Source organism: Methanofollis formosanus, from assembly GCF_019633745.1.
Taxonomy (GTDB): domain Archaea; phylum Halobacteriota; class Methanomicrobia; order Methanomicrobiales; family Methanofollaceae; genus Methanofollis; species Methanofollis formosanus.
Genome location: NZ_CP037968.1, coordinates 350,735 through 373,145, shown reverse-complemented (window position 1 = coordinate 373,145; position 22,411 = coordinate 350,735). Strand labels below are relative to the sequence as shown.

Below are 22,411 nucleotides of genomic sequence, written 5' to 3'. Positions count from 1 at the left end.
GAATCTTCACCGCCATCTCGCGCCGGGGAGCCACAAGAATGTTCATCACGTCTGCTTGAGCCCGGGGCTCACGCCCGTTTCAACAGAGTCCAAAAAAGAGTGATTTAGTAAGGATAGAAGATGAAGAAAGCCAGACAGAGCAGGAAGAGCACCCATGCCGCCGGCCTGACGTCACGCACCTTCCCCTGCACGATCTTGAGGAGCGGGAAGAGGACGAAACCGGCGCAGAGCCCGACACCCATGTTGTAGGTGAAGCTCATCAGCACGATGACGGCAAACGCCGGGATCGCCTCGGCATAGTCCTCGAAGTCCAGGTCCTTCACCGCCGACATCATCAGGATCCCGACGATGATCAGCGCCGGGCCGGTGGCCGCGGCCGGAATGGCGGCAAAGAGCGGGGAGAAGAAGAGCCCGAGCGCGAAGAAGGCGGCGACGACCAGCGCACAGAGCCCGGTCCGTCCTCCCTCCTCGATCCCGGCCGCCGACTCGACGAAGGTGCCGCTCGTCGTCGTCCCGGCGACGGCGCCAAAGACCGTTGCGAGCGAGTCGGCGAGGAAGGGCTTCTCGATCTCAGGCAGGTTTCCATTCTCGTCCAGGAACCCTGCCTTTGCCGAAGCCCCGATGAGCGTCCCCATCGTGTCCAGGAAGTCCATCGTGAACATCGTGAGGATGACCGCAAAGAACCCCCAGGAGAGCGCACCCATCACGTCGAGCTGGAGGAAGACCGCCGAGACGTCGGGGGGCATGCTGACGATCTGTGCAGGGGCCCTGGCGACCCCGGTGGCAAAGGCGAGCAGCGCCGCCGAGAGGATCCCGATGAGGACCGCGCCTTTCACTTTCCGGATCATCAGGGCCGCCATGACCAGGAAGCCGACGACGGCGATCAGCACCTCGGGCGAGGTGACCGGCCCGATGTGGAGCGGCGCCCCTTCGACCCCGAGGACGACGATCTTCGAGTTCACCAGCCCAATGAAGGTGATGAACATCCCGATGCCCACGGCAAAACTGATCTTGAGGTTGTGGGGCACGGCCGCGGCCATGATGTTCCTGGACTTCGTGAGCGTGAGAATGGTCAGGAGCACGCCCGAGATGAAGACCGCACCAAGGGCCGTCTGCCACGAATAGCCGAGGACGCCGCAGACCGTGTAGGCGACGAAGGCGTTCTCTCCCATATAAGGAGCGATCGCAAACGGCCGGTTGGCGTAGATTCCCATGATCACTGTCCCGAAGATGGCCGAGAGGATCGTCGCAACCATCGCCGGTCCGAAGGGCATACCCGCCGCCTCAAGGATCGCCGGGTTGACGACGATGATGTAAGCCATCGTCATGAATGTGACAAGGCCGCCGACAAACTCTTTTTTGACCGACGTGCCCTGTTCGCTCAGTCTGAAATGACGTTCTATGAAGTTTTTGCCCATACTTGAAACCACCATACTGGTTTTCAGTGTTTTTCATACCATTTCAACGAGATGGTGATTAAGGGTGTCGGGGCCGACGGGAAAGACTGATATAGAGAGTGTGGCAGGAGGTAGGTGAGGGGGGCAGACATGGAAGGGGAGAAGAACCGGCCCAAGCCGAACCATCTTATCGGAGAGAAGAGTCCGTACCTGTTGCAGCACGCCTATAACCCGGTGGACTGGCATCCGTGGGGCGAAGAGGCGTTCGAACTCGCACGGCGTGAAAACAAACCGATCTTTCTCTCGATCGGGTACTCGACCTGTCACTGGTGCCATGTGATGGCAGAGGAGTCGTTCGAAGATCCCGAGGTGGCAGCGTTGCTCAACGAGACCTTTGTCCCGATCAAGGTCGACCGGGAGGAGCGGCCCGACATCGACGCCGTCTATATGGAGGCATGTCTCTCGCTCACCGGGACGGGGGGGTGGCCCCTGAACGTCATCCTGACGCCTGAGAGACTTCCGTTCTATGCGGCCACCTATATCCCGAAGGAGTCGCGGTTCGGGATGACCGGGCTCTTCGAATTGGTCCCGCGGATCCAGAAACTCTGGGCCGATCAGCGCAAAGACGTCGTCGCCTCGGCCGATGAGATCAGGGAACGGCTGATCCGTGCGCAGACGGGCAGGAAGACCGGTACCGAACCCGGGATCGACCTTATCCACCGGACCTACCGGGAGTTGATCCGGCGATACGACCAGAACAACGCAGGCTTCGACAACGCCCCGAAGTTCCCGGCACCGCACACGCTCCAGTTTCTCATACGCTACTGGAGCGAGACCGGAGAGGAAAAAGCGCTCGATATGGCCGAAGAGACGCTGCGAGCGATCCGGAGGGGCGGGATCTTCGACCAGATCGGCTACGGGATCCACCGCTACACCACCGACGCCGAATGGGTGGTGCCTCATTTCGAGAAGATGCTCTACGACCAGGCCTTCCTCGCCCTTGCCTGCACCGAGGCATATGAGGCGACCAGGGAACCGTTCTACCGGGAGGTCGCCGACGAGGTCTTCGAGTACGTGCTCAGGGACCTGCAGTCGCCGGACGGAGCGTTTTATACGGCCGAAGACGCAGACAGCGAGGGCGTCGAGGGGAAGTTCTATCTCTGGACCGCCGAGGACGTGGAGGCGCTCCTCGGCCCCGCCGACACCGACCTCTTTGTCAGGGCATACGGCATCGGCCATAGCCTCAAGAGCGAGGGACCGGTGCCGGGGGTGAACATCCTGCACCAGCGGGTGCCGGTGGCCGACCTTGCGGAGGAGTTTGCGATGCGGGAGGAGGAGGTGCGGACCAAACTCGAGGACGCCAGGAAGATCCTCCTCTCGGCACGCTCCCACAGACCGCGGCCCTCAGTCGACGACAAGGTGCTCCTCGACTGGAACGCCTTTATGATCGCAGCGCTGGCCAGGGCCGGGGCGGTCTTTGATGAGGAGCGTTACATCGAGGCGGCCGAGACCGCAACCGGGTTTCTGATCGGCCGGATGCGGGATGAAGACGGAAAACTCTTCCACCGGTACCGGGACGGCGAGACGGCGGTCCCCGGCATGCTCAACGACTATGCCGCGCTGGTCTGGGCACTCACCGAGCTCTATCCGGCCACCTTCGACGGGACGTACCTGCGGGAGGCCCGCCTTCTTGCCGACCGCATGATCGACCTCTTCTGGGACGAAGCCGAGGGCGGGTTCTTCACCTCGCCAAGAGGCGGCGAAGCGTTGATCCTCAGGAGAAAAGAGGCATACGATGGGGCGGTGCCGTCAGGAAACTCCCTTGCCCTCACCGCGCTGCTCACCCTGTACCGCCTGACCGGCAGCACCCGGTACGCACAGATCGCCTCCTCGGGCCTCGGGGCCTTCTCGACGATGGCCTCCGAGCGGCCGTCGTCCTATGCCGGGTACATGGACGCCCTGCTCTCGGCTCTCTCTCATTCCTATGAGGTGGTGGTCGCCGGAGAGAGAGACGACAAAAGGACGACGCAGTTCCTCGACGTCCTGAAAGGTTATTATCTCCCGTACACCTCGGTCGTCCTGCGAGACCGCCAGAACGAGACGGTGCTCAACGAGGTCGCCCCCCACACCCGTGAGATGGATCTCGACAGAGGGAAGCCGGTGACCTATCTCTGCAGGGGGCCGGCATGCGAACAACCGGTGACCGACACCTCGACGCTCAGGGAGGTCATCGCAGGCGAGCGGGTCCCATGGGGGAAAGACTATATGGAGCAAATTATGAAGAGAGGATAACCCTGTGGGGGGGACACATCCATGAGTGGGAAATGGACACTCCTGGTGCTTGCAGCACTCGTAGCCGCACTGATGGTCTGCGGGTGTACGAGCACCTCGCCGGAGGGCCAGACGCCGTCGCCGACCGAGGTTACGACGACTGTGCCCGTCGGAGAAGAGACTGAGACAGTGACCGAAACAGAGACCATGACTGAGACGGTGGCTGAAACAGAGACCATGGCAGAGAACGAGACTGAGGCCGTCAATGAGACCGGGACCGAAGCTGACAACGAGACCGCGACAACCGCTGATATCATCGGGGTCGCCACCGATGCCGGAACCTTCACCACCTTGCTGACGGCGCTCGATACGGCCGACCTGACGACCGCACTCCAGGAGGAGGGGCCGTACACCGTCTTCGCACCGAACGACGCGGCCTTCGAGGCGTTGCCTGCCGGCACCCTCGATGATCTCCTGGCCAACACCACCGAACTCACCAGCGTGCTGCAGTATCATGTGGTGCCCGGCGAGTACGATGCAGCGTCTCTCGAAGGTCTCGAGACGCTCGAGACCCTCGAGGGCGAGATGCTGAATGTCTCGATCACCGACGGTGTCGTGACGGTGGACGGTGCCACCGTGATCACGGCCGACATCGAGGCGAGCAATGGCGTCATCCATGAGATCGATGCCGTGATGCTCCCGTCGTCGGTTGCGGTCGTCGAGGAGGCTTCCGAGAACGAAACGACCGAGAACGAGACAACAGAGAACGAGACGACCGAGACCTGAATGGGTCAGGTCGGATGATTGACGGCGCGGCGTGTCGCCTCATCGGAACGGTGCCTTCGGCACCGTTGTCGGGCGTGTCATGCCGGGAGTGGCCGCCACTCCCAGCCCGCGCCTTTTCTGGAGTGCGCGGGGTACATCCTCGGATGCCAGAAACGTTCGCTGATTCTATTCCCGGGCTCTGTAAAATTATTCATGAGCCGAGAACACGCCTCAAGCATACCGGCTGAATATTTCTCGTTGCTTGCTCTCTCTTTTCAAGACTGAAGAGTCGGTGGGGATCTCGCTCCATCGCCGTCCCTCGGCTATCTTCGTCATAGGGACTCCGGCGGGTCTTACCCCCGGCGAAGAGAACCGTCAAGATGATTTCTACAAAGCCCAATCTTCGGGATCATTTTCATGGGAATCAGGGATGAACCCGGCGTTCGTGCCTGACCCTACACAGCCGGCAGTGCCTCTTTTCCGGTCTCTTTCCGGATCTCGCGCCCGGCCTCGATCCAGGCGCTCATCCCGCCCAGGATGTTGGTGACGTCCTGGTAACCGTTCCTGAGAAGGACCGAGGCTGCAAGGCTTCCTTTGTACCCGGTGTTGCAGTAGACCAGGATCTTTTTGAACCTCGGCACCTCCCTGATCCTCCCCGCGATCTCCTCGACCGGGATGGAATGAGATCCGGGAATCGCCCCGACCGCCAGGCGGGTGGCGGTCTCCCTGACGTCGAGGACGAACTGTCCTTCCGCCGCAAGGTCGACCTCGTGGACCGAACAGGTCCCGCACCTGCCGATGGGGCGGCCACTGCGGTACCATGCTCTCATCCCGCCGCCCAGGTAGCCGTCGATGGTGTCGAACCCGAGGCGACGGGCCTGCGTCTCGGCGTTGCGCGGGGCCGGTGCTGCGTCGTCGATGAGGATGATGGGCCGGTCGTATCCGGCATAATATCCGAGATATGCCGAAATTCCGGTCTGCCAGATGTTCAGGCTCCCGGGAACGTGGCCCCCGGCAAAGGCGGAAGGCCCTCTGAGGTCGACGAGGGTGGCACCCCGCCCGGCCGCTTTCTCAAGGGCGTCGGCGGTCATCGGCCGCATCGGTGGGGCCTCTCCGAGGGGCGGCGGGCCGGTGAGGTTGTAGCGCTCCATGGTGGCGAAGTACGGAGGGATGGGGTGGTGCTCGGCGATCTTGGCGGCGATGAAATCGGTCCTGCTGCGTTGAAGGAGCGGGTTCGTCCTCTTCTCGTGGCCGACGGTGGTGAGCGGGCGGGCACTGATCGCACCGCCGCAGACCGACCCGGCGCCATGGGCCGGGCAGACGATGACGCCGTCGTCGAGGGTGAGTATTTTGGTGTGGAGCGAGTCGTAGAGTTTGCCGGCCATCTCCTCCAGGCGGTCTTTGAAGAAGTCGGTCCTCCCCACGTCACCGGCAAAGAGGGCGTCGCCGGTGAAGACCATGAAGGGCGTCCCGTCATGCCCGGCCTCGGCGAGCGCGAGGGAGATGCTCTCGTCGGTGTGGCCGGGCGTCTCGATCACCCGCACCTCCAGCGGTCCGACGCCGACGACGTCCCCCTCCTTCACCGGGCGGCCGAAGGCGAAGTCGAGGGCCGACCCGTGAAGGATCTCCGCACCGGTCTTTCCGGCGAGTTCGAGCGCACCGGTGCAGTAGTCCTCGTTGCGGTGGGTCTCGAAGATGTGAGTGATCCCGACGCCGTGCTCCGCGGCGAGAGCGAGATAGACGTCCACGTCCCGCCGCGGATCGACGACAAATGCGGCCCCCCCTGCCCCGATGAAGTACGAGTAGTGGGCCAGTCCCTCAGATTCGATCTGCTCGAAGATCATGTCCCTCCCCGGGTGGGAGGTGGGGGTTGCGGTATATAAGGGTGTCTGGGGAGGCGGGTGCCGCAGGGGAAGGGTACGTCTCCGACCGGGATCTCCCCGGAGTACAGAGATCCACGGACGATCAAAAGCCTTCCAGGTCTCTGTTTTCCATCCCACTGCAATGAATTTGTTTTTTGTTCACCACCCATGCGCCATATGCAGAAATATAGTCTCAAATATGTCTATTTTTTATTTGGTGCCCCAAAAAAGGCGAAAAATTTAATTAAATTGACATATATGTAGTATTGTCCAGATTGTATGTCAATACAATCGGAACAACTTCTAAAAGGCTAGAGTGAGGGGTCCGTTTGGCCTGAAAAATGTTAGGAGTTTCATAGAACACTCCAGATACGGTTGATCCTCATGACCCCATGACCTCCGTGCATCTTATTTTCACACTACATCAGAAGCAGCCACTGCTATTTCCTAAGGCACACGATTGTGGCTTGCGTGCCTCGCTGTAGCCCGTACATATTTTGCCAGGATTGTGATACGACCATGAAAGAACGAGACCGACATGAATACAGAGTGCAACGTTGACCAAATCGCTCTTGCAGCTCTCCTGCACGACATCGGGAAATTTTCCTACCGTGCCGGGGTGCGGCCTGACAGCCAATATAACGTGCTTTCAAAGGAGGACTTTGGCAGAAACGGTGCCCATGCAAAATGGAGTGCAGACTTTGTCAGAGCGTATGTGAACGACCCGGTCGTGGAAGATCTCGTCCTTCACCACCATCTCCCGGAGAGGGCCCGGTATCACGCCTCCTCCCGTATCATCCGGGACGCAGATCACCTCTCGTCGGCAGTGGACCGCAAACCCCGCGAAGGGAAAGGAGACCCGAGACATGACCCTCTCATCAGTGTATTCCCCTCTGTCCAACTCAGCGGGATGCACGACCATTCGGAGAGTCTGTATCAGTGGAACCATCTCCTGAGACCTCTCACCCTTGAACGGGAAGACACATTCCCGACGAGAGAGAGCCATGCCACATCATACAAGGAGGGGAATCCCTACAGAAATCTCTGGGATCACTTTGTCAGAGAGTTTGAGACCGCAGGTCACCCGCCGACCTTTGGGACGGCCCTTGCCCTCCTCAGGAAGTACACCAGCCTCATCCCTTCAGCGACCTATGTAAACGTCCCTGACATTTCGCTTTACGACCATGCAAAGACGACCGCCGCCCTGGCAGTCTGCCTCCATTTCAGGGAGAAGGCCTCTCCATTTCTCCTTGTACAGGGTCGACTCTCAGGGATCCAGTCGTTCATCTTTGGCGTGGCCACTCCTCAGGACGCACGGAAAGGGATGGCAAAACGCCTCAGAGGTCGGTCATTCTGGCTCAACCTCCTTGCAGACGCTACGGCCAGGGAGATGGTGGAGGCCGCTGATGCCACCGAGGCCAACATCCTCTGGAACACCGGCGGGAACTTCCTGCTCCTCCTCCCAAACACCAGCAGAGTGCATGACGCAGTCGGCCAGATCACCAGGAAGATCAATACGACGCTCCTGCAGAAGAATGGGGGAAGCCTCTCGCTTGTGGTGGGATCTCTGCCCTGCTCGCGCGAGGAGATGAAAGATTTTCCGTCACTTCTCGATCATCTCAACGCCATTGTCGGCAGAAAGAAGTTCCAGAAGTTCATCGACTGTGATCCTCTCTTCAGGGCACATGGCAGAGTGTACGAGATCGCAGACCTCTGTCCGGTCTGCGGTCTGCCCTTGACACCTAACGGCACCTGTGCCGAGTGCAGGACGCACGAAGCTCTTGGAGCAGCCATCGCAAGGGCTCGATATCTTCTCAGAGGGACAGGGCTCAGGTTTGCATTCGATGAATTCGGCCTCTCCACCACCTACGACCTCACCGAGGGGCCGGACTGCAGCCCTGGCGAGGCGGTGATCACGATCAACTCCACAGAGTTCCTGATCGACGGGGTGGAAGAGACAGGATTTATGTACCTTGGCAACACCGTCCCCCTCAGCGGCACCCGGATCCTGACTCTCAGTGACCTTGCCTATCTTGCCACCGGCGACAGAAAGATCGGGGTGTTCAAGGCCGATGTGGACAGGCTTGGTCGGATCATGGCGGCTGGCCTTCCCAAAGATGACCGGAGCATCTCACGGATCTACACCCTCAGCACCCGGTTCCAGTACTTCTTTGCCGGATATCTCACCACGCTCTGCCAGGAGTTCGGGGTATACCGGAGACTCTGCCCGGAATGCAGGGAGCACGCGCAGAAGATCGAAGTACCGGACAGCGATCGTCCAGGAGATCCTGCGGTCTTCTATACCTGGATCGACTCTGAGGCCGAACCCTGCCCTGAATGCAAGAAACACTTTGTCCCGAGTCTCTACGTGATCTACTCGGGCGGCGACGACCTGCTTGTTCTTGGCCCATGGGACCATATCCTCAGGTTTGCGCAGCGTTTTCATGACGAATTTACCTGTTATGTCTGTGCCAACCCGGCGATCACCCTCTCAGCCGGGATCGCTGTCGTCCCGCCGCAGTTGCCGGTGTCGATCGCAGTCGAAGAGGCAGAGAGATCTCTGCAGCGGGCAAAGAAAGACGGACGGAACCGGGTCGTAATCTTTGGGGAATCGCTCAGGTGGGAGGACAACGGCTATGAGAAAGGGTTCTCGACGTTGATGGACTCTGGACTGGCACTTGAGACCTATGTGGATGAGCAGATCGTCTCACGATCATTTGTCCATACCCTCAACGACCTCTGGGAGGACACCTTTGCAGATCTTGGTGAGAGGCCCCTGGACAAACAGTGTCTTGAACGGATACGCCGGAAGCGATACCTGCCGTACCTGAAGTATCAGGTGGCGGGAAACGTCAGAACAAATGGAAAACCACGTACGCGAGATGAGGTGGAGAGAGCGATCGTCCCGATCTTCGGATGGGCACGGCTCCCTCTCCTCTGGACAATTCTGCGGACAAGGGGTGTGTAAAGATGGGATATTACAACAACAATCAGGGAAGGAATAATTCGACAGAACGTACAGGCGGCCGCTCTTCCTATGGAGGTCCTGGGAGAAGAGACGCCCCACGAGGAGAGAAAGAATATATCAAAAAAATTCAGGGGGTCACCTCCCTGAACGAGATCACCGTCGACGAGATCGCCAGAGAGGACGGTATTGCTGAGAGAGCCGCAAAGGACTTCGGCTCACTCAAACCAAGTCAGCTCAGGCGGTTATTTGGCGTCGTCAAAAAGATCGAGAATACTCTTACCGACAGGGCGTGGCCAGACGTTGAGGCCGAATTTTACATGATCAGGCCGTTGCTTGCCTATGCAAAGGGCCGCGATCTGATCCCCCAGGACTTCTATACCCTGGTCACTGTTGCGATGCAGAAGGTGCCGGTCGGGGATGACGTACAGAAAAAAGCCAACTACAAGACCTTTGTCTACCTGCTTGAATCGATTGTTGCCTATCATAAATACTACCACAAGGAGAGAGCGTGAATGCAGTTCCTGAAAAATTATCAGATCTCTGGAAAAATTTCGTGTCTGACCGGCCTGCACATCGGAGGGAGTAGTGACAGCCTCGGGATCGGCGGGGCTGATCAGCCGGTGATCCTCGACCGGATCAGGAATGTCCCGATTGTCCCTGGGTCCTCACTGAAGGGGAAGATGCGGTCCTCCCTTGAGTTGAAGTACAGCGACCAGTGGCTCACGAGAGACGGGAGCCCACATACCTGTGATGAAGACGACTGCGACCTCTGTATCGTCTTTGGCCGGGGGGCAAAGGACAATCCGCGAGACGGCAGAGAGTCCGGGCCGACGAGGCTGATCATCAGGGACGCCTTCCCAGACAGAGAGACTCAGACACAGTGGGAAGAGAGAGAGGGGATCGTTCATGGGACTGAGATCAAGGGTGAAAATTATCTGAACCGGATCAACTCGGTGGCAAAACCCAGGTTCATCGAGCGGGTTCCTGCCGGGTCGGCCTTTGATTTTGAGATGGTCTTCTCGGTCTATAGCGAGGAGGACGAGGCACGGCTTGCATATCTTTTTGAGGCGCTCTCCCTCGTCGAGGACACCTATCTTGGCAAGGCGGGGTCGCGTGGATATGGGAAGGTGGCGTTCGAGAAGATCTCTGTAGGATGGAAGAATGCCGGGTCCTATCGGTCAGGGGACGACTGGACGCCCGACGACCGGTTTGTTGAGGCGACGACTCCTCGCGCCATCCTCAGGGCTCTCAGAGAGAAGAGGACATGAGGGAGCGGGCGATATGCGTGCGGTGTATCTGACGCCACGGTCTGGCTTCCCGGCTGAAATCCCATCGCATACCATCTTTGGTGCGATCTGCTCGGCGATGGCAGAACTGGGCGGGCCGGTGGGGGAGATGATCGAGGCTTTCGAGACCGAACCGCCATTCCTGCTCACGTCAGGGTTCCCATATGTCAGGGGCGATCGGACGCGGCATTTCCTGCCTCCTCCGATCCTCCCTCTTCCCCTGGTCCCTGAGGAGGTCATGGACAGGGTCAAAGACTATAGGCGTATGCACTACATCGATGCATCCCTCTTCAAGGCCTGGGCAACCGGGCGGTGCTCGGCCCTCGACGTTATCGGCAGGATGGACTCCCTGAATGAACGGTGCGGGCTGGTCTGGGAGGGAGATGATGAGGATTTCATGATCCATGAGTATCAGCGTCCTCATAACCGGATAAACCGGATGGGTTCCTCTTCGGAGGCGTTCTTCTCTTCTGAGGGGGGATATTTCGAGAATGCCGGGATCTATTTCCTTCTTGACATCAAGAAGAGGGCATTTGAGTCAGAGGTGGGTGCAGCACTCAGGTTCCTTGCCGACCGAGGGATCGGCGGCAGAATTTCGGCGGGGATGGGGGCGTTTGATCTCTCTTTCGGTGAGGTGGACTTCCTGCCTGCCGGGAGGGAGGACCATCTCCTGACGCTCTCCAGGTTTATTCCCGGCGACATCAGCGCGTTTGGCGGTGAGGTGTATTATGAGATCGTGCCGGTGAGGGGACGGTCAGGAGACGGGAAGGTGAAGAAGTCGGTGCTCACTCTGAAGGAGGGGTCTGTCTTCAAGGATCTCGGTGACGAGTTCTACGGATCTATCGAGGCGGTGCGCGACGACGTACCGGTGGTCGAATATGGGATGGCGTTCCCGGTGCCGTTCAGGTGGTCTGAGTGAAACTCATACTGAAGACGAAGACGCCGGTCCACATCGGGACCGGCCAGAGATACGGCCCCAGCGAGTTCTTTGCTGTGGGCGGCACGGTGAACCGGGTCTCGTCTGAGCAGATGTACCGGGCCCTCCCTGAGGCGCGGAAAGATGCATTTTTCATGGAGATCGAGTTGAACGGCGAGCGGTTCAATCTCGACCGTTTTCTCCTTCCTGGAGAACGTGAGGGGATCGCTCGGTATGGGCTCAGGAACCGGTATGGGGTGGCGGTCCATGGGATCCGCGAGGTCAGGGAGTGTATTAAGACCGGTTTTGACGAACCCTATCTCCCTGGTTCGAGTATCAAGGGTGCGATCAGGACGGCTCTGCTCTGGGATGTGGCACGGAACGACCCGGAATTCATCGAGGCCATCAGGCGTGATCTCTCCACTGGCGACAGGAGGATGAAAGAGCGGATCGGGAAGGGGTATGAGAACCAGATCTTCTCGACGAAGTGCGGGAGGAATGGGAGACCTGATCGAGACCCCAAATACGATCTTCTCAAGTTTCTCCAGGTCTCTGACGCCCATGCAGTCCAGGCCTCTAAGGGGCTCAAACAGATCCTGCGGCTGGACGGCATCGAGACGATGTCTCTTGGCACCAGGGGTTTTACCAGAAAGCCGTTTCTCACTCATGCTGAAACGGTGATCGGGGAGTATGAGTGTGAGATTACGCTTTCGCCGGCGATCCAGGGGGCGTTGCGTCGTCGGGATCTCGACCGGCTTTCAGACCGGCTCGGGGTGCTCGGGATCACGGCCCATGACCTTGACGACCTGGCGGCGGCAGAGGAGAAGGTCGTTGCTCATATCAAGAAGGCGATGCGGCGGTTTGTGGATGCCGCGCTCACGAAGGAGCGGGCCCTCGTAGAACGCGGGAATGATCCAGATTGCAGGAAGGGGCTTGAGATGATCGAGGCTGAGCACCAGAAGACTGACATGTTCAGGATCGGGTTTGGCGTCGGCACGATCTATCAGACGCTCTTCAACCTCGTTGAGGAGAGGGATCCCGACCTTGCTCTGGAGATTGTCACGGAGCAGCGTCTCGGGAAGTACAGGCGTGCTCTTTCTGGGGGGAGGCTTGAGTTGCCATATCCAAAGACCCTTGAGTTTACCCTCAATCATTCTCCGATGGGGTGGGTGCGGTGGTGACGCTCTTCATGACGGTCGGGACTGGCAGGCCTGACCCCAGAACCGGGAGGGCTTCCATTGCTCATGGCCTGGCATATTCCGTCGCTTGTCACCGACCAGGGGAGGTGGTCTTCTTTGGGTCTGATCAGAGCGCGGCGACGGTGAGGGGGATTGCGGAGGAGTATCAGGAGATGACCGGTGAGGTGCTCCCTCCTTTCAACTCTGTGGTCCTGCCCGATGTCGACGATCTCGCCGCCTGTATCGAGGTGATGGACGCAGCGGTGAAGGGGGTTGCCGGGAGAAAGGCGATCGATTATACCTCAGGGACCAAGTCGATGACCGCGGCGGCGGTGATCGTTGCCGCTCTCCACCAGGTCCCTCTCTCTCTTGTCGAGGCCAGGCGGGGCGTGGACGGGATCGGGATCTCGGGGACTGAACATCTGCGTGAGCAGAGGCTCTCGCCGGCATATACGCGTGTCCTTCGCGAGCAGGTGGGAGCAGATGCACTGGAGTAACTATGAAACTGAAGACCTGTTATCTGGTCCTGGAGACTGATCGGCCGGTGACAAAAGATGCCACTCACCTGAGAGGGTATGTGGCGGGGATGTATCCTGACCGCCCGATCCTCCATCATCATGCCCCGGCTCTGTTGTATACGTATCCTCGCGTGCAGTATCGGGTGGTCGAGGGGACGCCGGCGGTCCTCGGGATCGAGGAGGGGGCGGAGACGTTGCGCGAGATCGGGGGGTCGATCGCCGAACTCAGTCTTGGCAACGAGACCTATCAGGTGACGAGGCGGGTGGCCTATGAGCAGGAGGTCGGCCTCCATCCCACTCGTGGGATGTGGCATTACCGGTTTGTGACGCCATGGTTGGCGCTGAATGAGAAAAACTATGAGCGGTACCAGAAGGCGGAGACCTGGCCTGAGAAGAAGGACCTGATCAACCGTATCCTTGTCGGCAATGTGCTCTCGATGGCAAAGGGCCTTGGGTGTGTCGTCGACCAGAGGTTGAGAGCGGCCACGCACCTGGAGCAGGTGCCGGTCACCTACAAGGGGATCGGGATGACTGGGTTTGTCGGGGAGTTCAGGGTAAATTTTGCCATTCCGGAATATTTCGGTCTGGGGAAGGGGGTCTCTCGGGGGTTTGGAGCGGTGAAGCCGATCCCGCCACTGAAAAAAGGGTCAGGGGCGCCCAAGGAAGGCGGCAAGGAACCGTTCCCCATATGGAGTGAGGACCGTTGACGAGCGGCCTGGTTCAAGGATGCCGTGTCTGGCGAGGAGGTCGCGTTCGTCTGAGGTGAGTGCTTCACCGGTGGTGAGGCCGAGAATAAGGTGGTGGAGGTGGTCGGGGGGGTAGGGGAGGGTCGGGATCCTGATCACCTCATAGGTGTCACGCGGCGGGAAGAGGAGGTGGTCGTATTCGGTGGATTTTTCCTCGTAGAGGCGGTTACGCTCGTCGTCGTCAGCGGTGGCGAACGCTTCGATATCCTTACGGAGGTGTTCGAGGCGGGTGTTGACCACGTTGATCTCGGTGTTGATGACATGGAAGACGCCGTCGGTCTGGAGAAGGGGGGCGAGGAGGGAGAGGGAGACGCACATGTTCTTGCGTCCGCCTGAGATCGAGAGGTAGACGTGGTCGCATCCGAAGGTCTCCTGCTCCTGTCTGATGATGCGAGCGGCTTGCGTGATGAAGGCGAAGGTCTCCTCTTCTGTTCCGATGTCCTCGAAGGGGAGGACTTCGTGGTGGATCCTCATCCAGGGGAAGCGGCGGTGCAGGCCGGTGGTGAGGAGGCCGACTGAGGCCTGGACTGCAGGGTTTTTGGTGGCGAGGAGGATGCAGTCGGTGACTGGGACTCCTATTCCGTCGATGAGTGTGCTGATTGCCGGAGGGCTCATGCCGACCGGTGCGATGACTGCGGTTTTCATTGATGGTGATTATTCTGGTGAGATGGATGGATAAAGTGCACGGATGGTTCTATGGCGGTCTCCTGGGGGAGAGGAGGGGATGAAAAAGATGCATCTTGTCCTCAATGGGTATGGGACGGTGGTGCGGAGGTGTTCAAACCGGATCGTGGTGGAGTGTGACGGCGAGACAGAAGAGTTTGCGGTTGACGAGGTCGAGCAGGTTCTGATAGCCGGGGCGGCGACGGTTACCTCGGGGGTCGCTGCTCTTGCGGCGGAGCATGGGATCGATATTACAGTGCTTGGGCAGGACGGGATGCCGGTGGGCAGGTTTGTCTCGTGCACGCCTTGCGGGACAGGTCTCACCAGAAAAAATCAGGTCCTTGGGTCGATGGGGTGCGAGGGGTATGTGTTCTGCGCGGGGATCCTCAGGGCAAAGATCGCTCATATGGGAGGGTTGGTCAGGGTTCTTGGGAGGAACCGGAATGATCAGGGGTTGAAGGAAGAGGGGAAGAAGATCGAGAGAGTCGCGGAGAAGATGCCAGGTCAGGGGTCGTTGCCTCAATCGGCACAGGTGATGCGGGTGGTCGAGGCGGAGGCGTCCCGGCGGTACTTCGCGGCGCTCCGTCTGGTGATCGGTCCAGAGGTCTACCATGGCATCCGCCGGCACCGGCCTGCCGGTGATGTCTTCAATGCCTCTCTCAACTATGGCTACGGGATCCTGTACAATGAGGTGGAGCGGGCGTGTCTGATCGCAGGGCTTGATCCTTTTCTTGGGTATCTTCACGCTGATCGTGCGGGGCGCCGGTCGTTTGTGTACGATGTGATCGAGCAGTTCAGACAACCGGTCGTCGATCAGGCGGTGATCACGCTGGCGGTCAGGAGACGGATCAGGGCGGCGGATCTTGATGGGCGTGGGTACCTGACACCTGATGCTCGCCGCAGGGTGGCGGCGACGGTCATTGACCGTCTGACTGCCGACCGGGATCTTGGCGGGAGGGTTTCTTCCTTCTCCCGTGCGATCACTGAGAATATGCGGGATGTGGTGAGGTACCTGAATGAAGGGCGCCCCTACCACCCCTTCCGTTACCGGTGGCGTTGATGTTTGCGTGGGTGATCTACGACCTCACCGACGCCCGTATCAGGAGGAGGGTCGTCGAGACTTGCAAGGATTTCGGGCTTGTCAGGTTCCAGAGGAGTGTCTTCTTCGGGGAGGTGTCCTCGTCGGGGTTTGATCAGATTGCAGAGGCGATGAACGAGGTCACCAGACCGCGTGAGGGGGAAGTACGTACTGATACCGATAGTGTCCTTGTCCTCCCCCTCTGCGAGCGTTGTCTCTCGCGCAAAGTGGTGATCGGGAAACCCTTTGATGAGGAGAGGTTCAGGAAGAGACGTTACAGGATCATAGGATGATAGTCTCTGATCTCGGTGCGGGTGAGTATAGAAAGGCGAGGGCCGCAATATCCTCACCCGCTTTATATACGCGGGGGAGAAGGAGGGGTTTCGAAAGGTATTTGGGGATTCAGAGAGAATATGATACTGTTGCAGAATTGTTCCATGAAAAAAAGGATTGCTACCGAGGTGGTCGGCGACCTTTCGTCCTTTCCTCCATCCGCACTGTTGCAGAATTGTTCCATGAAAAAAAGGATTGCTACTGTTCATCTAACTGTTCATAGATGTCAACGAGATACGTTGCAGAATTGTTCCATGAAAAAAAGGATTGCTACTCTGAAAGAGTGCTGTTCTCATGCCTCTGCTGACATAGTTGCAGAATTGTTCCATGAAAAAAAGGATTGCTACGTTCCCGGAAGATGCCGAGTTGGTCTGGTGCTATGAGTGGTTGCAGAATTGTTCCATGAAAAAAAGGATTGCTACCCTGCGCCCACATCGAAAGCGAGTTCATAATACTTGTTGCAGAATTGTTCCATGAAAAAAAGGATTGCTACAGTTTCCTAAGTTCTGCGAGCGATTCACCTTCAAGACGGGGTTGCAGACTTGTTCCACGAAAAAAAGGATTGCTACTGCGACATGATATCACTTTTTTCAGAGAGATAGATATTTGCAGACTTGTTCCACGAAAAAAAGGATTGCTACTTCAAAAAGGTTCTCTTGCGTCATAATGCATCAAGATTTGTTGCAGACTTGTTCCACGAAAAAAAGGATTGCTACTCCGCTTCAGTCTTCTCTAAGAGTTTCCGGAGTCGTGCGAGTTGCAGACTTGTTCCACGAAAAAAAGGATTGCTACCATATCCAATGAGGGACGCGGCAAATTCGTTGTGCGATTCCGGTACCGTGTTGCAGACTTGTTCCACGAAAAAAAGGATTGCTACTAGCCATTGTATTCACGTCCTAAAGTCCGAAAAAAGTTGCAGACTTGTTCCATGAAAAAAAAGGATTGCTACGGTATGTAGTAGTTCGAGATTTCAGCGTCTTCTCGACAGAGTTGCAGACTTGTTCCATGAAAAAAGGATTGCTACTTCTCAAAGGGGGCTGGTCGAAAAGGTGCCGGGTTGTCCTGTCCTTTGGCACGGGGTTCAGGACACAGAACTGAGAGAATCAATCCTGGCGGCACGCAAGAATATCCTTTCACTGCCTCTACGAGGCAGTATAGAGTGAGTTAAACAGGCTTAATACCCTGACTCTCACTCTCAGGACAGAGATGTCAGATAAGATTTGGAGGTAAAGATTATGGCAACAGATTTGCTGGAAAACCAGGTTGGTAAGCCTGTTAAGGTGACGTATTCTGACGATGGAGAGATTAGGGTTCTCCGTGGCACCGTGGTGAGATGTTTTGGGTTTGTGGAGTTAGAACTCCCCGACGGACACCATTTCCTCGTGAACCTGGCGAAGATAGATCGTATTCTTGAAATCGACGAAGATCGGCTCAGCCGGCGGAGAGATCAACCCACGGTCATCGATTGAACGGCCCCCAGAACACATCCAATTTTTATTCGGAGCATTTGGATATGGTTGCAGACTTGTTCCATGAAAAAAAGGATTGCTACATCCATTCTCCAGCCTTCAATAATTTATTCTGCTTGATGCTGCAGAATAGTTCCATGAAAAAAAGGATTGCTACTTTGCCTATGCTTAGTGTATCACGCTCCTTTGCATGATAGTTGCAGACTTGTTCCATGAAAAAAAGGATTGCTACACAAGGATGCGGATATATTTCTTTACGGTTTGCCATGTGTTGCAGAATTATTCCATGAAAAAAAGGATTGTTACTCTCATGATCGACTTCGGGTATTTGCGAAGCGGTAAATATTGCAGAATTATTCCATGAGCATATCCCAGAACTCTCCTGGGGCGAACATCCCCTCGGACCGACGTGCTTCCTTCCAGAAATGCTCAACGCACTCCTCCACCGGCGGGCTCGCCGCCCCCCGCACCCCCACGGTGAGGATCGGAGGCGGCACTTGAGCAATGTTCTCCTGGTGCGCTGTCGCGATTGATAGGGATTCTCTGAACAATTTTCATCCCATGTGCTTGAGCCTCAGGTCCATGCCTGACTCTACAGAGCCCAAAAATTATATCTGGTCTGCTAACAGAGATGGATATGCAATCTATCTCCTTGCCCTTCGGGTAAGATTTCCCCACAGGGGGCGAGTTCTGGCTTGCTCTCGCCCTCACCGTGGGGATGAGCCGCAGGGGGTTCCACACAAAAAGGATCGCATCACCTCGTATTACTTTTGTCTTCACCTCTCAGCACCTCATTGCATGCTGGTTCCACGAAAAAAAGGATTAATGCCTTTGAAATGGTCTGCTCGCATGATTCCTATCTCCCTGGTGCAGATATGCTCCACACAAAAAGCAGATCCCAGCTCTGTAGAATTGGGCATGAGGCGAGAGCACGCCTCAGACATACCGGGAGTATATCCCAGAACTCTCTGAGGCTTGACCATCTCCTCTGACCGAAGCGCTTCCTTCCTGAAATGCTCAACGCTCTCCTCCGCCGGGTGCCTTCCCGCCCCAGATACCCCCGCCGATGAAGATTGGCGGAGGATCGTAGCCCCTCTTCATGGCTTCTTGCTGTCTTCCCGCCCCTATCGCCATCCCGAGGGGTCTGGGGGCGGAGCGAGCCCCCGAGCGCGGGCGTGGAGGAAGGCGACGAATGCATGGGTGTGCAGTGAATCATGATCATCCATCGCTCTCATCGGTGAGGAGGAGGGCTGGAGAGTTTTGGGATATGCTCGGGGAGAGAGATCGAAATATTCATCGTCCCATTTTTATTATCATCTTCGGGTAATGCCGGTGAACCGATTGGATGAGAAGAATGTTGCAATCTACCTGGACTGTCAACTACCCCGCCCTGAAGGACGGAGCTTGAGACTCTATCCTGTCGATAGTTCTCGTTTGGGTGGTTGACTGCACCCCTGCACCTCCAGGGTATACCTGTAGGTGCGTGCTCTGGACTCGATGTTCCGAGCACCGATCAGGTCGGCATGAAGCGAGTGTCCGCAACATTCGCAGACAAACGACTTCCTGTGCCTGTTGTTCTTGCTGATATGGTTGCATTGAGGACAGGTCTGAGAAGTATAGGCCGGATCGACATAGACCGTCGATATGCCTTTTTCCCCCGCTTTGTACTCGATAAAGGACTGAAGTTCAAAGAACGCCCAGGAATGATGAGTGTACCTCTGCTTCTTCGAGGTTTCTGTCCGGTCCCTGATCCCGGAAAGATCCTCCAGTCCAATCACATCGACATTGTTCTGAACGGCAAACTCAACAATCTCCTTCGAGACACGGTGGTTCATATCAGTCATAAGCCGTCTCTCCCGGCCGGAGAGGTGCTTGAGCATCCTCTTTGCCGACCGGGTGCCCTTCGACTGCAACCGTTTCCGCATGGTAGAATAGATATTTCGGAGATCCTTGGCTTTCCCGCCACAGAAGAACCGACATTTCTTGTCGGTCGTCGAGGCAACCGCAAGGAAGTTCTGGCCCACATCAACCCCATGAAAGTCGAAGACTCCGTGACCTCGCGGGTCCTGGACTCCCTCTCGCAACAGAGGTGGAAGTAATACGTCCCGTCCTGGTGTTTCACCAACTTTGACGCTCCAAACTTCCACGATCCGTCGAGATATTGCTCCATGTAAGGGTACCGGAGGAAATGATACTTTCTTCGGCCTTCGAGGGTCGTAAGCCCGATCTCGTCTCTGTCGAGAGAGAAGTCCCGTCCGAAGGAGAAGGTCATTGTGGTGGGAGCGTACGTGATCTGCTGCCATTCGGTCTTTTTCGTCTTGACCTGCGCCTGGAGTGTCCGGTAGGTTCCCGTGACCTGTCGGACGACGTTGCAGGACATCTGGGACTTGAGACCAAGATGTTCCCGGAGAGTAGGATAGACGATCTTTTGGAGGGCGGCGGAACCCCTGGGTTTCCCGAGTTTGTACACGACCGCAGAGACGTAGTTCATCCCATTAGTGTAGGTCTGTACCGTCCGGTCAAGGAGATCGGTATCAGGACAGGCCATCTTGAGGATGATCGTCTTTGTGGTGAGCACAGATATATATTTCAACCAATATTATTTAGTGATATGTGTGTGAAACGCAATTCCTCCCCGGCCTGAAGACCGGGGACTCCTTGCGGAGATGGTTGAAGAGCTGATCGGGTTTGAGGATGAACCGGCCGATGACGGTGAGGCCGAAAAGGCCTCGTTCCTGGCCATGGACATGAACAGAAAGATGGGCAGGGACCTGCTGATCCGATATCTGAAAAACCGTCCCTCCGACGAACCAATATTGCTGGCACAGTTGAAGCCTCTCCTCGTCAGGTTGCAACCGTCTTTTTCTGAGAAACAACTCGGGTTCAGGTCGTTCAAAGATTTTATCACCTCCATGAAGGGAGACGTCGTGAAATCGATCGAACCTGATCCCAGGACCGGTCATCATCGCGTGATCTTCTCTGATCTCGATGAGATCCATCAGTCTGCGTGCGACGAGAGAAGTGAGATCTGTGGATTTTTAACAAAGAATTTGCGTTATCAGAACGATCCTGCAGTCAGAAAAAAGTTGTCTGAGATCCTCTACGCCTATTTGCAGGAGCACAGCCCCGCGACCATCCATGAGATGGTCGATTATATCGCGGGTCACTCCTCGTTCGGACTCCCTAAGATTGCAATCCGGAGATTTGTCTTCCCTCTCGGCGAGGACAGGGTCTTCCATTATGCCGATAAAGATTATTCAGGTTCTCTGGTGGACCGGCCGCAGGTCATGAATGATTTCATTCACTCGGCAGATGATATCGAGAGGGTGTACGTCGAAAGAATCCGGACCATCATGAAGAACAAATTTTCAGATATTGAGGATGATCTCCTGGACTCATTGCTCTGAGAGAGAGCATTCATAGAATCTGTTGGCTTTATGGAATTGCTCCAGATAGGTCTCCCTGGGGGGACTCGCCACCCCCCGTGCGAACCGGCGGACGGCACGACCCTCTCCATGGTCTTGATGGTGCCTTCCCGACCAGGATCTCGGCGGATCAAACCCGGTTTCGGGATCGAACCCTCAGATCCGGCTCCATATCGGGCTTCTCTCACGATCTCGCCAGACCAAAACCTGTTCACGAAAAAAAGAGCGGAATCATGGCCGTTCAAGCCCTTTTTCCAGGCCGAAAGAGCACGAGAGATACAATCCCTCTCTCCAACCCATACGGGCCATCCTGGACCCGGAGAGATCGTAGGAAATCGGCGCGATTTTGAGGGCACAGAGGCCCCCTCGGGTGCTCACTTCAGCCTGACCGCCGTTCCGTAGGCCATCAGTTCGGCGGCGCCGGGCATCGCCTCCGCGGTTGAGAACCTGAGAGCGATGACGGCGTCGGCACCGAGTTTCTCGGCCTCTTTCTCCATCCGGTCGAGTGCGATCTCCCGTGCCTCGGAGAGCATCTCGGTGTAGGCGGTGATCTCCCCGCCGACCACGCCTTTGAGTCCGCTCAGGATGTCGCGTCCGATGTTCTTTGCCTGTACCGTGTTGCCCACGACGAGGCCGAGCGCCTCGAAGTCGTGGCCGGGGATGGTGTCGGTGGTTGTGATGATCATCGATGTTCACCAGATCTCTGAGCATATCTTTTTTCGAAGCAGACATATCACCTTACCGGATGATCCACTCTCCTTATATGGGCCTGAGATGAAAGGAGCGACCCATTTCTTCATGCGTATGAGATCCCCATTCCGAGATCGTTCGCCACCCATACAATCTCATCGATCTCCTGCAGAAAATGAGGACTGGAAAACCGATGTCGTAAAAAAGAATGAAAATTATCGATGGGGTCTATACCACGTCGATATTCACCTGAATCTGCTCATATTCCTGCCAGTTGCGGTCGCCGCTATATCCTGCATACAGGCTGATATAGAGTGTAGCATCTGAATAATACCGATTACTCCATGAGAGGTATCTGTGTTCCCCATCATCCGTACTGCCCCAGTCACAGATCTCGTCCCGGGCTAAATCAGTTCCCAGATTGCGCATAAAAAATGTCACCCAGTTGTCTCCACTCTGCGTCCGCTCGTCGGTAAATGCATATTCCATCTGAAGTTCAACAAAGTCGCCGGCATTGATCTGGATGGTGTAAGGGTCTTGCTGGCAGAGATTGACGAGTCCGCTGGTGACGCTGGGTCTGTCCCAGATCCATGCCTGCCCCAGTTCAACGACATGCGTCGTTGCACTTACGGGCTGTATCGTTACTGCAACTGCAATTATCAGAAGCAGGACCATCCACTTGCTGTGAGAACCAATTTTTTTCTCCATTTTTTTCACCTCATGAAGCCTCTCGATACGTTCTTTCTCCTCCGGTATTACGACTTTTATGCCGCTTTCGAAGGACACATTTTAAATTGGGCGGATTAACGCACCCAGACAGAGATAAATTCCATTATATTTAATATG

Annotated in this window: 19 protein-coding genes and 1 CRISPR repeat array; of the genes, 13 read left to right on the top strand and 6 right to left on the bottom strand. The window is 56.8% G+C overall.

Annotation, left to right across the window (positions count from 1 at the left end; all coding sequences use genetic code 11):
• Positions 1 to 104: 104 nt before the first annotated feature.
• A complete protein-coding gene (locus E2N92_RS01555; protein ID WP_246589274.1) occupies positions 105 to 1,418 on the bottom strand; it encodes an NCS2 family permease in 1,314 nt (437 codons plus the stop codon).
• Positions 1,419 to 1,547: 129 nt separating this feature from the next.
• Between E2N92_RS01555 and E2N92_RS01550 the strand changes: the two genes are divergently transcribed.
• Positions 1,548 to 3,689 (top strand): thioredoxin domain-containing protein, encoded by a 2,142-nt coding sequence (locus tag E2N92_RS01550; RefSeq protein WP_220681950.1) that lies wholly within the window; start codon positions 1,548 to 1,550, stop codon positions 3,687 to 3,689.
• A 21-nt stretch (positions 3,690 to 3,710) separates the two neighbouring features.
• Complete coding sequence (locus E2N92_RS01545) at positions 3,711 to 4,454, top strand: fasciclin domain-containing protein (RefSeq protein ID WP_220681949.1); 744 nt, start codon at positions 3,711 to 3,713, stop codon at positions 4,452 to 4,454.
• Between the two features lie 434 nt (positions 4,455 to 4,888).
• Here the strand turns inward: E2N92_RS01545 and E2N92_RS01540 are convergent, their stop codons facing one another.
• Positions 4,889 to 6,277 carry an MBL fold metallo-hydrolase gene (locus E2N92_RS01540; protein WP_220681948.1) on the bottom strand — a complete coding sequence of 463 codons (1,389 nt, stop codon included), beginning with the start codon at positions 6,275 to 6,277 and terminating at the stop codon, positions 4,889 to 4,891.
• Between the two features lie 556 nt (positions 6,278 to 6,833).
• On the opposite strand from E2N92_RS01540, the gene cas10 reads away from it, so the two are divergent.
• From cas10 to E2N92_RS01505, 7 genes are read left to right on the top strand one after another with little or no spacing between them, the layout of a single operon-like run.
• Positions 6,834 to 9,263 carry a type III-A CRISPR-associated protein Cas10/Csm1 gene (gene cas10, locus E2N92_RS01535; protein WP_220681947.1) on the top strand — a complete coding sequence of 810 codons (2,430 nt, stop codon included), beginning with the start codon at positions 6,834 to 6,836 and terminating at the stop codon, positions 9,261 to 9,263.
• Between the two features lie 2 nt (positions 9,264 to 9,265).
• On the top strand, positions 9,266 to 9,775 hold the full coding sequence (gene csm2 / locus E2N92_RS01530; protein WP_220681946.1) for a type III-A CRISPR-associated protein Csm2: 510 nt from the start codon (positions 9,266 to 9,268) through the stop codon (positions 9,773 to 9,775).
• Entirely contained in the window at positions 9,776 to 10,531 is a 756-nt protein-coding gene (gene csm3 / locus E2N92_RS01525; protein ID WP_220681945.1) for a type III-A CRISPR-associated RAMP protein Csm3, read from the top strand.
• Complete coding sequence (csm4, locus tag E2N92_RS01520; RefSeq protein ID WP_343222851.1) at positions 10,425 to 11,468, top strand: type III-A CRISPR-associated RAMP protein Csm4; 1,044 nt, start codon at positions 10,425 to 10,427, stop codon at positions 11,466 to 11,468. The genes csm3 and csm4 overlap by 107 nt, the downstream gene beginning before the upstream one ends.
• Positions 11,465 to 12,646 carry a type III-A CRISPR-associated RAMP protein Csm5 gene (gene csm5, locus E2N92_RS01515; RefSeq protein WP_220681943.1) on the top strand — a complete coding sequence of 394 codons (1,182 nt, stop codon included), beginning with the start codon at positions 11,465 to 11,467 and terminating at the stop codon, positions 12,644 to 12,646. The genes csm4 and csm5 overlap by 4 nt, the downstream gene beginning before the upstream one ends.
• Positions 12,640 to 13,140, top strand: a complete 501-nt coding sequence (locus E2N92_RS01510; protein ID WP_220681942.1) for a hypothetical protein — start codon at positions 12,640 to 12,642, stop codon at positions 13,138 to 13,140. Before csm5 ends, E2N92_RS01510 begins: the two co-directional genes overlap by 7 nt.
• Before the next feature lie 2 nt (positions 13,141 to 13,142).
• Positions 13,143 to 13,868, top strand: coding sequence for a CRISPR-associated endonuclease Cas6 (locus E2N92_RS01505; protein ID WP_220681941.1), 726 nt, complete (start codon positions 13,143 to 13,145; stop codon positions 13,866 to 13,868).
• Here E2N92_RS01505 and E2N92_RS01500 read toward each other — a convergent pair.
• Complete coding sequence (locus E2N92_RS01500; protein ID WP_220681940.1) at positions 13,809 to 14,552, bottom strand: CRISPR-associated protein Csx14; 744 nt, start codon at positions 14,550 to 14,552, stop codon at positions 13,809 to 13,811. The two genes, E2N92_RS01505 and E2N92_RS01500, sit on opposite strands and share 60 nt — an antisense overlap.
• Positions 14,553 to 14,631: 79 nt before the next feature.
• Here E2N92_RS01500 and cas1 point away from each other — a divergent pair, with 79 nt between their 5' ends.
• From cas1 to E2N92_RS01485, 3 genes are all read left to right on the top strand, one after another.
• On the top strand, positions 14,632 to 15,630 hold the full coding sequence (cas1, locus tag E2N92_RS01495) for a CRISPR-associated endonuclease Cas1 (RefSeq protein ID WP_220681939.1): 999 nt from the start codon (positions 14,632 to 14,634) through the stop codon (positions 15,628 to 15,630).
• The gene (gene cas2 / locus E2N92_RS01490; protein WP_220681938.1) at positions 15,630 to 15,941 is read left to right on the top strand and encodes a CRISPR-associated endonuclease Cas2; all 312 of its coding nucleotides are present in this window, start codon (positions 15,630 to 15,632) and stop codon (positions 15,939 to 15,941) included. Before cas1 ends, cas2 begins: the two co-directional genes overlap by 1 nt.
• A 128-nt stretch (positions 15,942 to 16,069) precedes the next feature.
• A CRISPR array of direct repeats spans positions 16,070 to 16,858; the repeat unit is 36 nt; unit sequence GTTGCAGAATTGTTCCATGAAAAAAAGGATTGCTAC.
• A gap of 358 nt (positions 16,859 to 17,216) precedes the next feature.
• Complete coding sequence (locus tag E2N92_RS01485; protein WP_220681937.1) at positions 17,217 to 17,450, top strand: hypothetical protein; 234 nt, start codon at positions 17,217 to 17,219, stop codon at positions 17,448 to 17,450.
• Positions 17,451 to 18,862: 1,412 nt separating this feature from the next.
• Here the strand turns inward: E2N92_RS01485 and E2N92_RS13535 are convergent.
• Positions 18,863 to 19,753: a transposase gene (locus E2N92_RS13535; RefSeq protein ID WP_246589273.1), complete on the bottom strand. Its 891-nt coding sequence runs from the start codon at positions 19,751 to 19,753 to the stop codon at positions 18,863 to 18,865.
• Positions 19,754 to 20,209: 456 nt separating this feature from the next.
• On the opposite strand from E2N92_RS13535, the gene E2N92_RS01470 reads away from it, so the two are divergent.
• Complete coding sequence (locus E2N92_RS01470) at positions 20,210 to 20,857, top strand: OST-HTH/LOTUS domain-containing protein (protein ID WP_220681934.1); 648 nt, start codon at positions 20,210 to 20,212, stop codon at positions 20,855 to 20,857.
• Positions 20,858 to 21,249: 392 nt separating this feature from the next.
• On the opposite strand, the gene E2N92_RS01465 is transcribed toward E2N92_RS01470, so the two are convergent.
• Positions 21,250 to 21,561 (bottom strand): YbjQ family protein, encoded by a 312-nt coding sequence (locus E2N92_RS01465; RefSeq protein WP_220681933.1) that lies wholly within the window; start codon positions 21,559 to 21,561, stop codon positions 21,250 to 21,252.
• A 232-nt stretch (positions 21,562 to 21,793) separates the two neighbouring features.
• Positions 21,794 to 22,351, bottom strand: a complete 558-nt coding sequence (locus E2N92_RS01460) for a hypothetical protein (protein WP_220681932.1) — start codon at positions 22,349 to 22,351, stop codon at positions 21,794 to 21,796.
• Between the last annotated feature and the right edge of the window lie 60 nt (positions 22,352 to 22,411).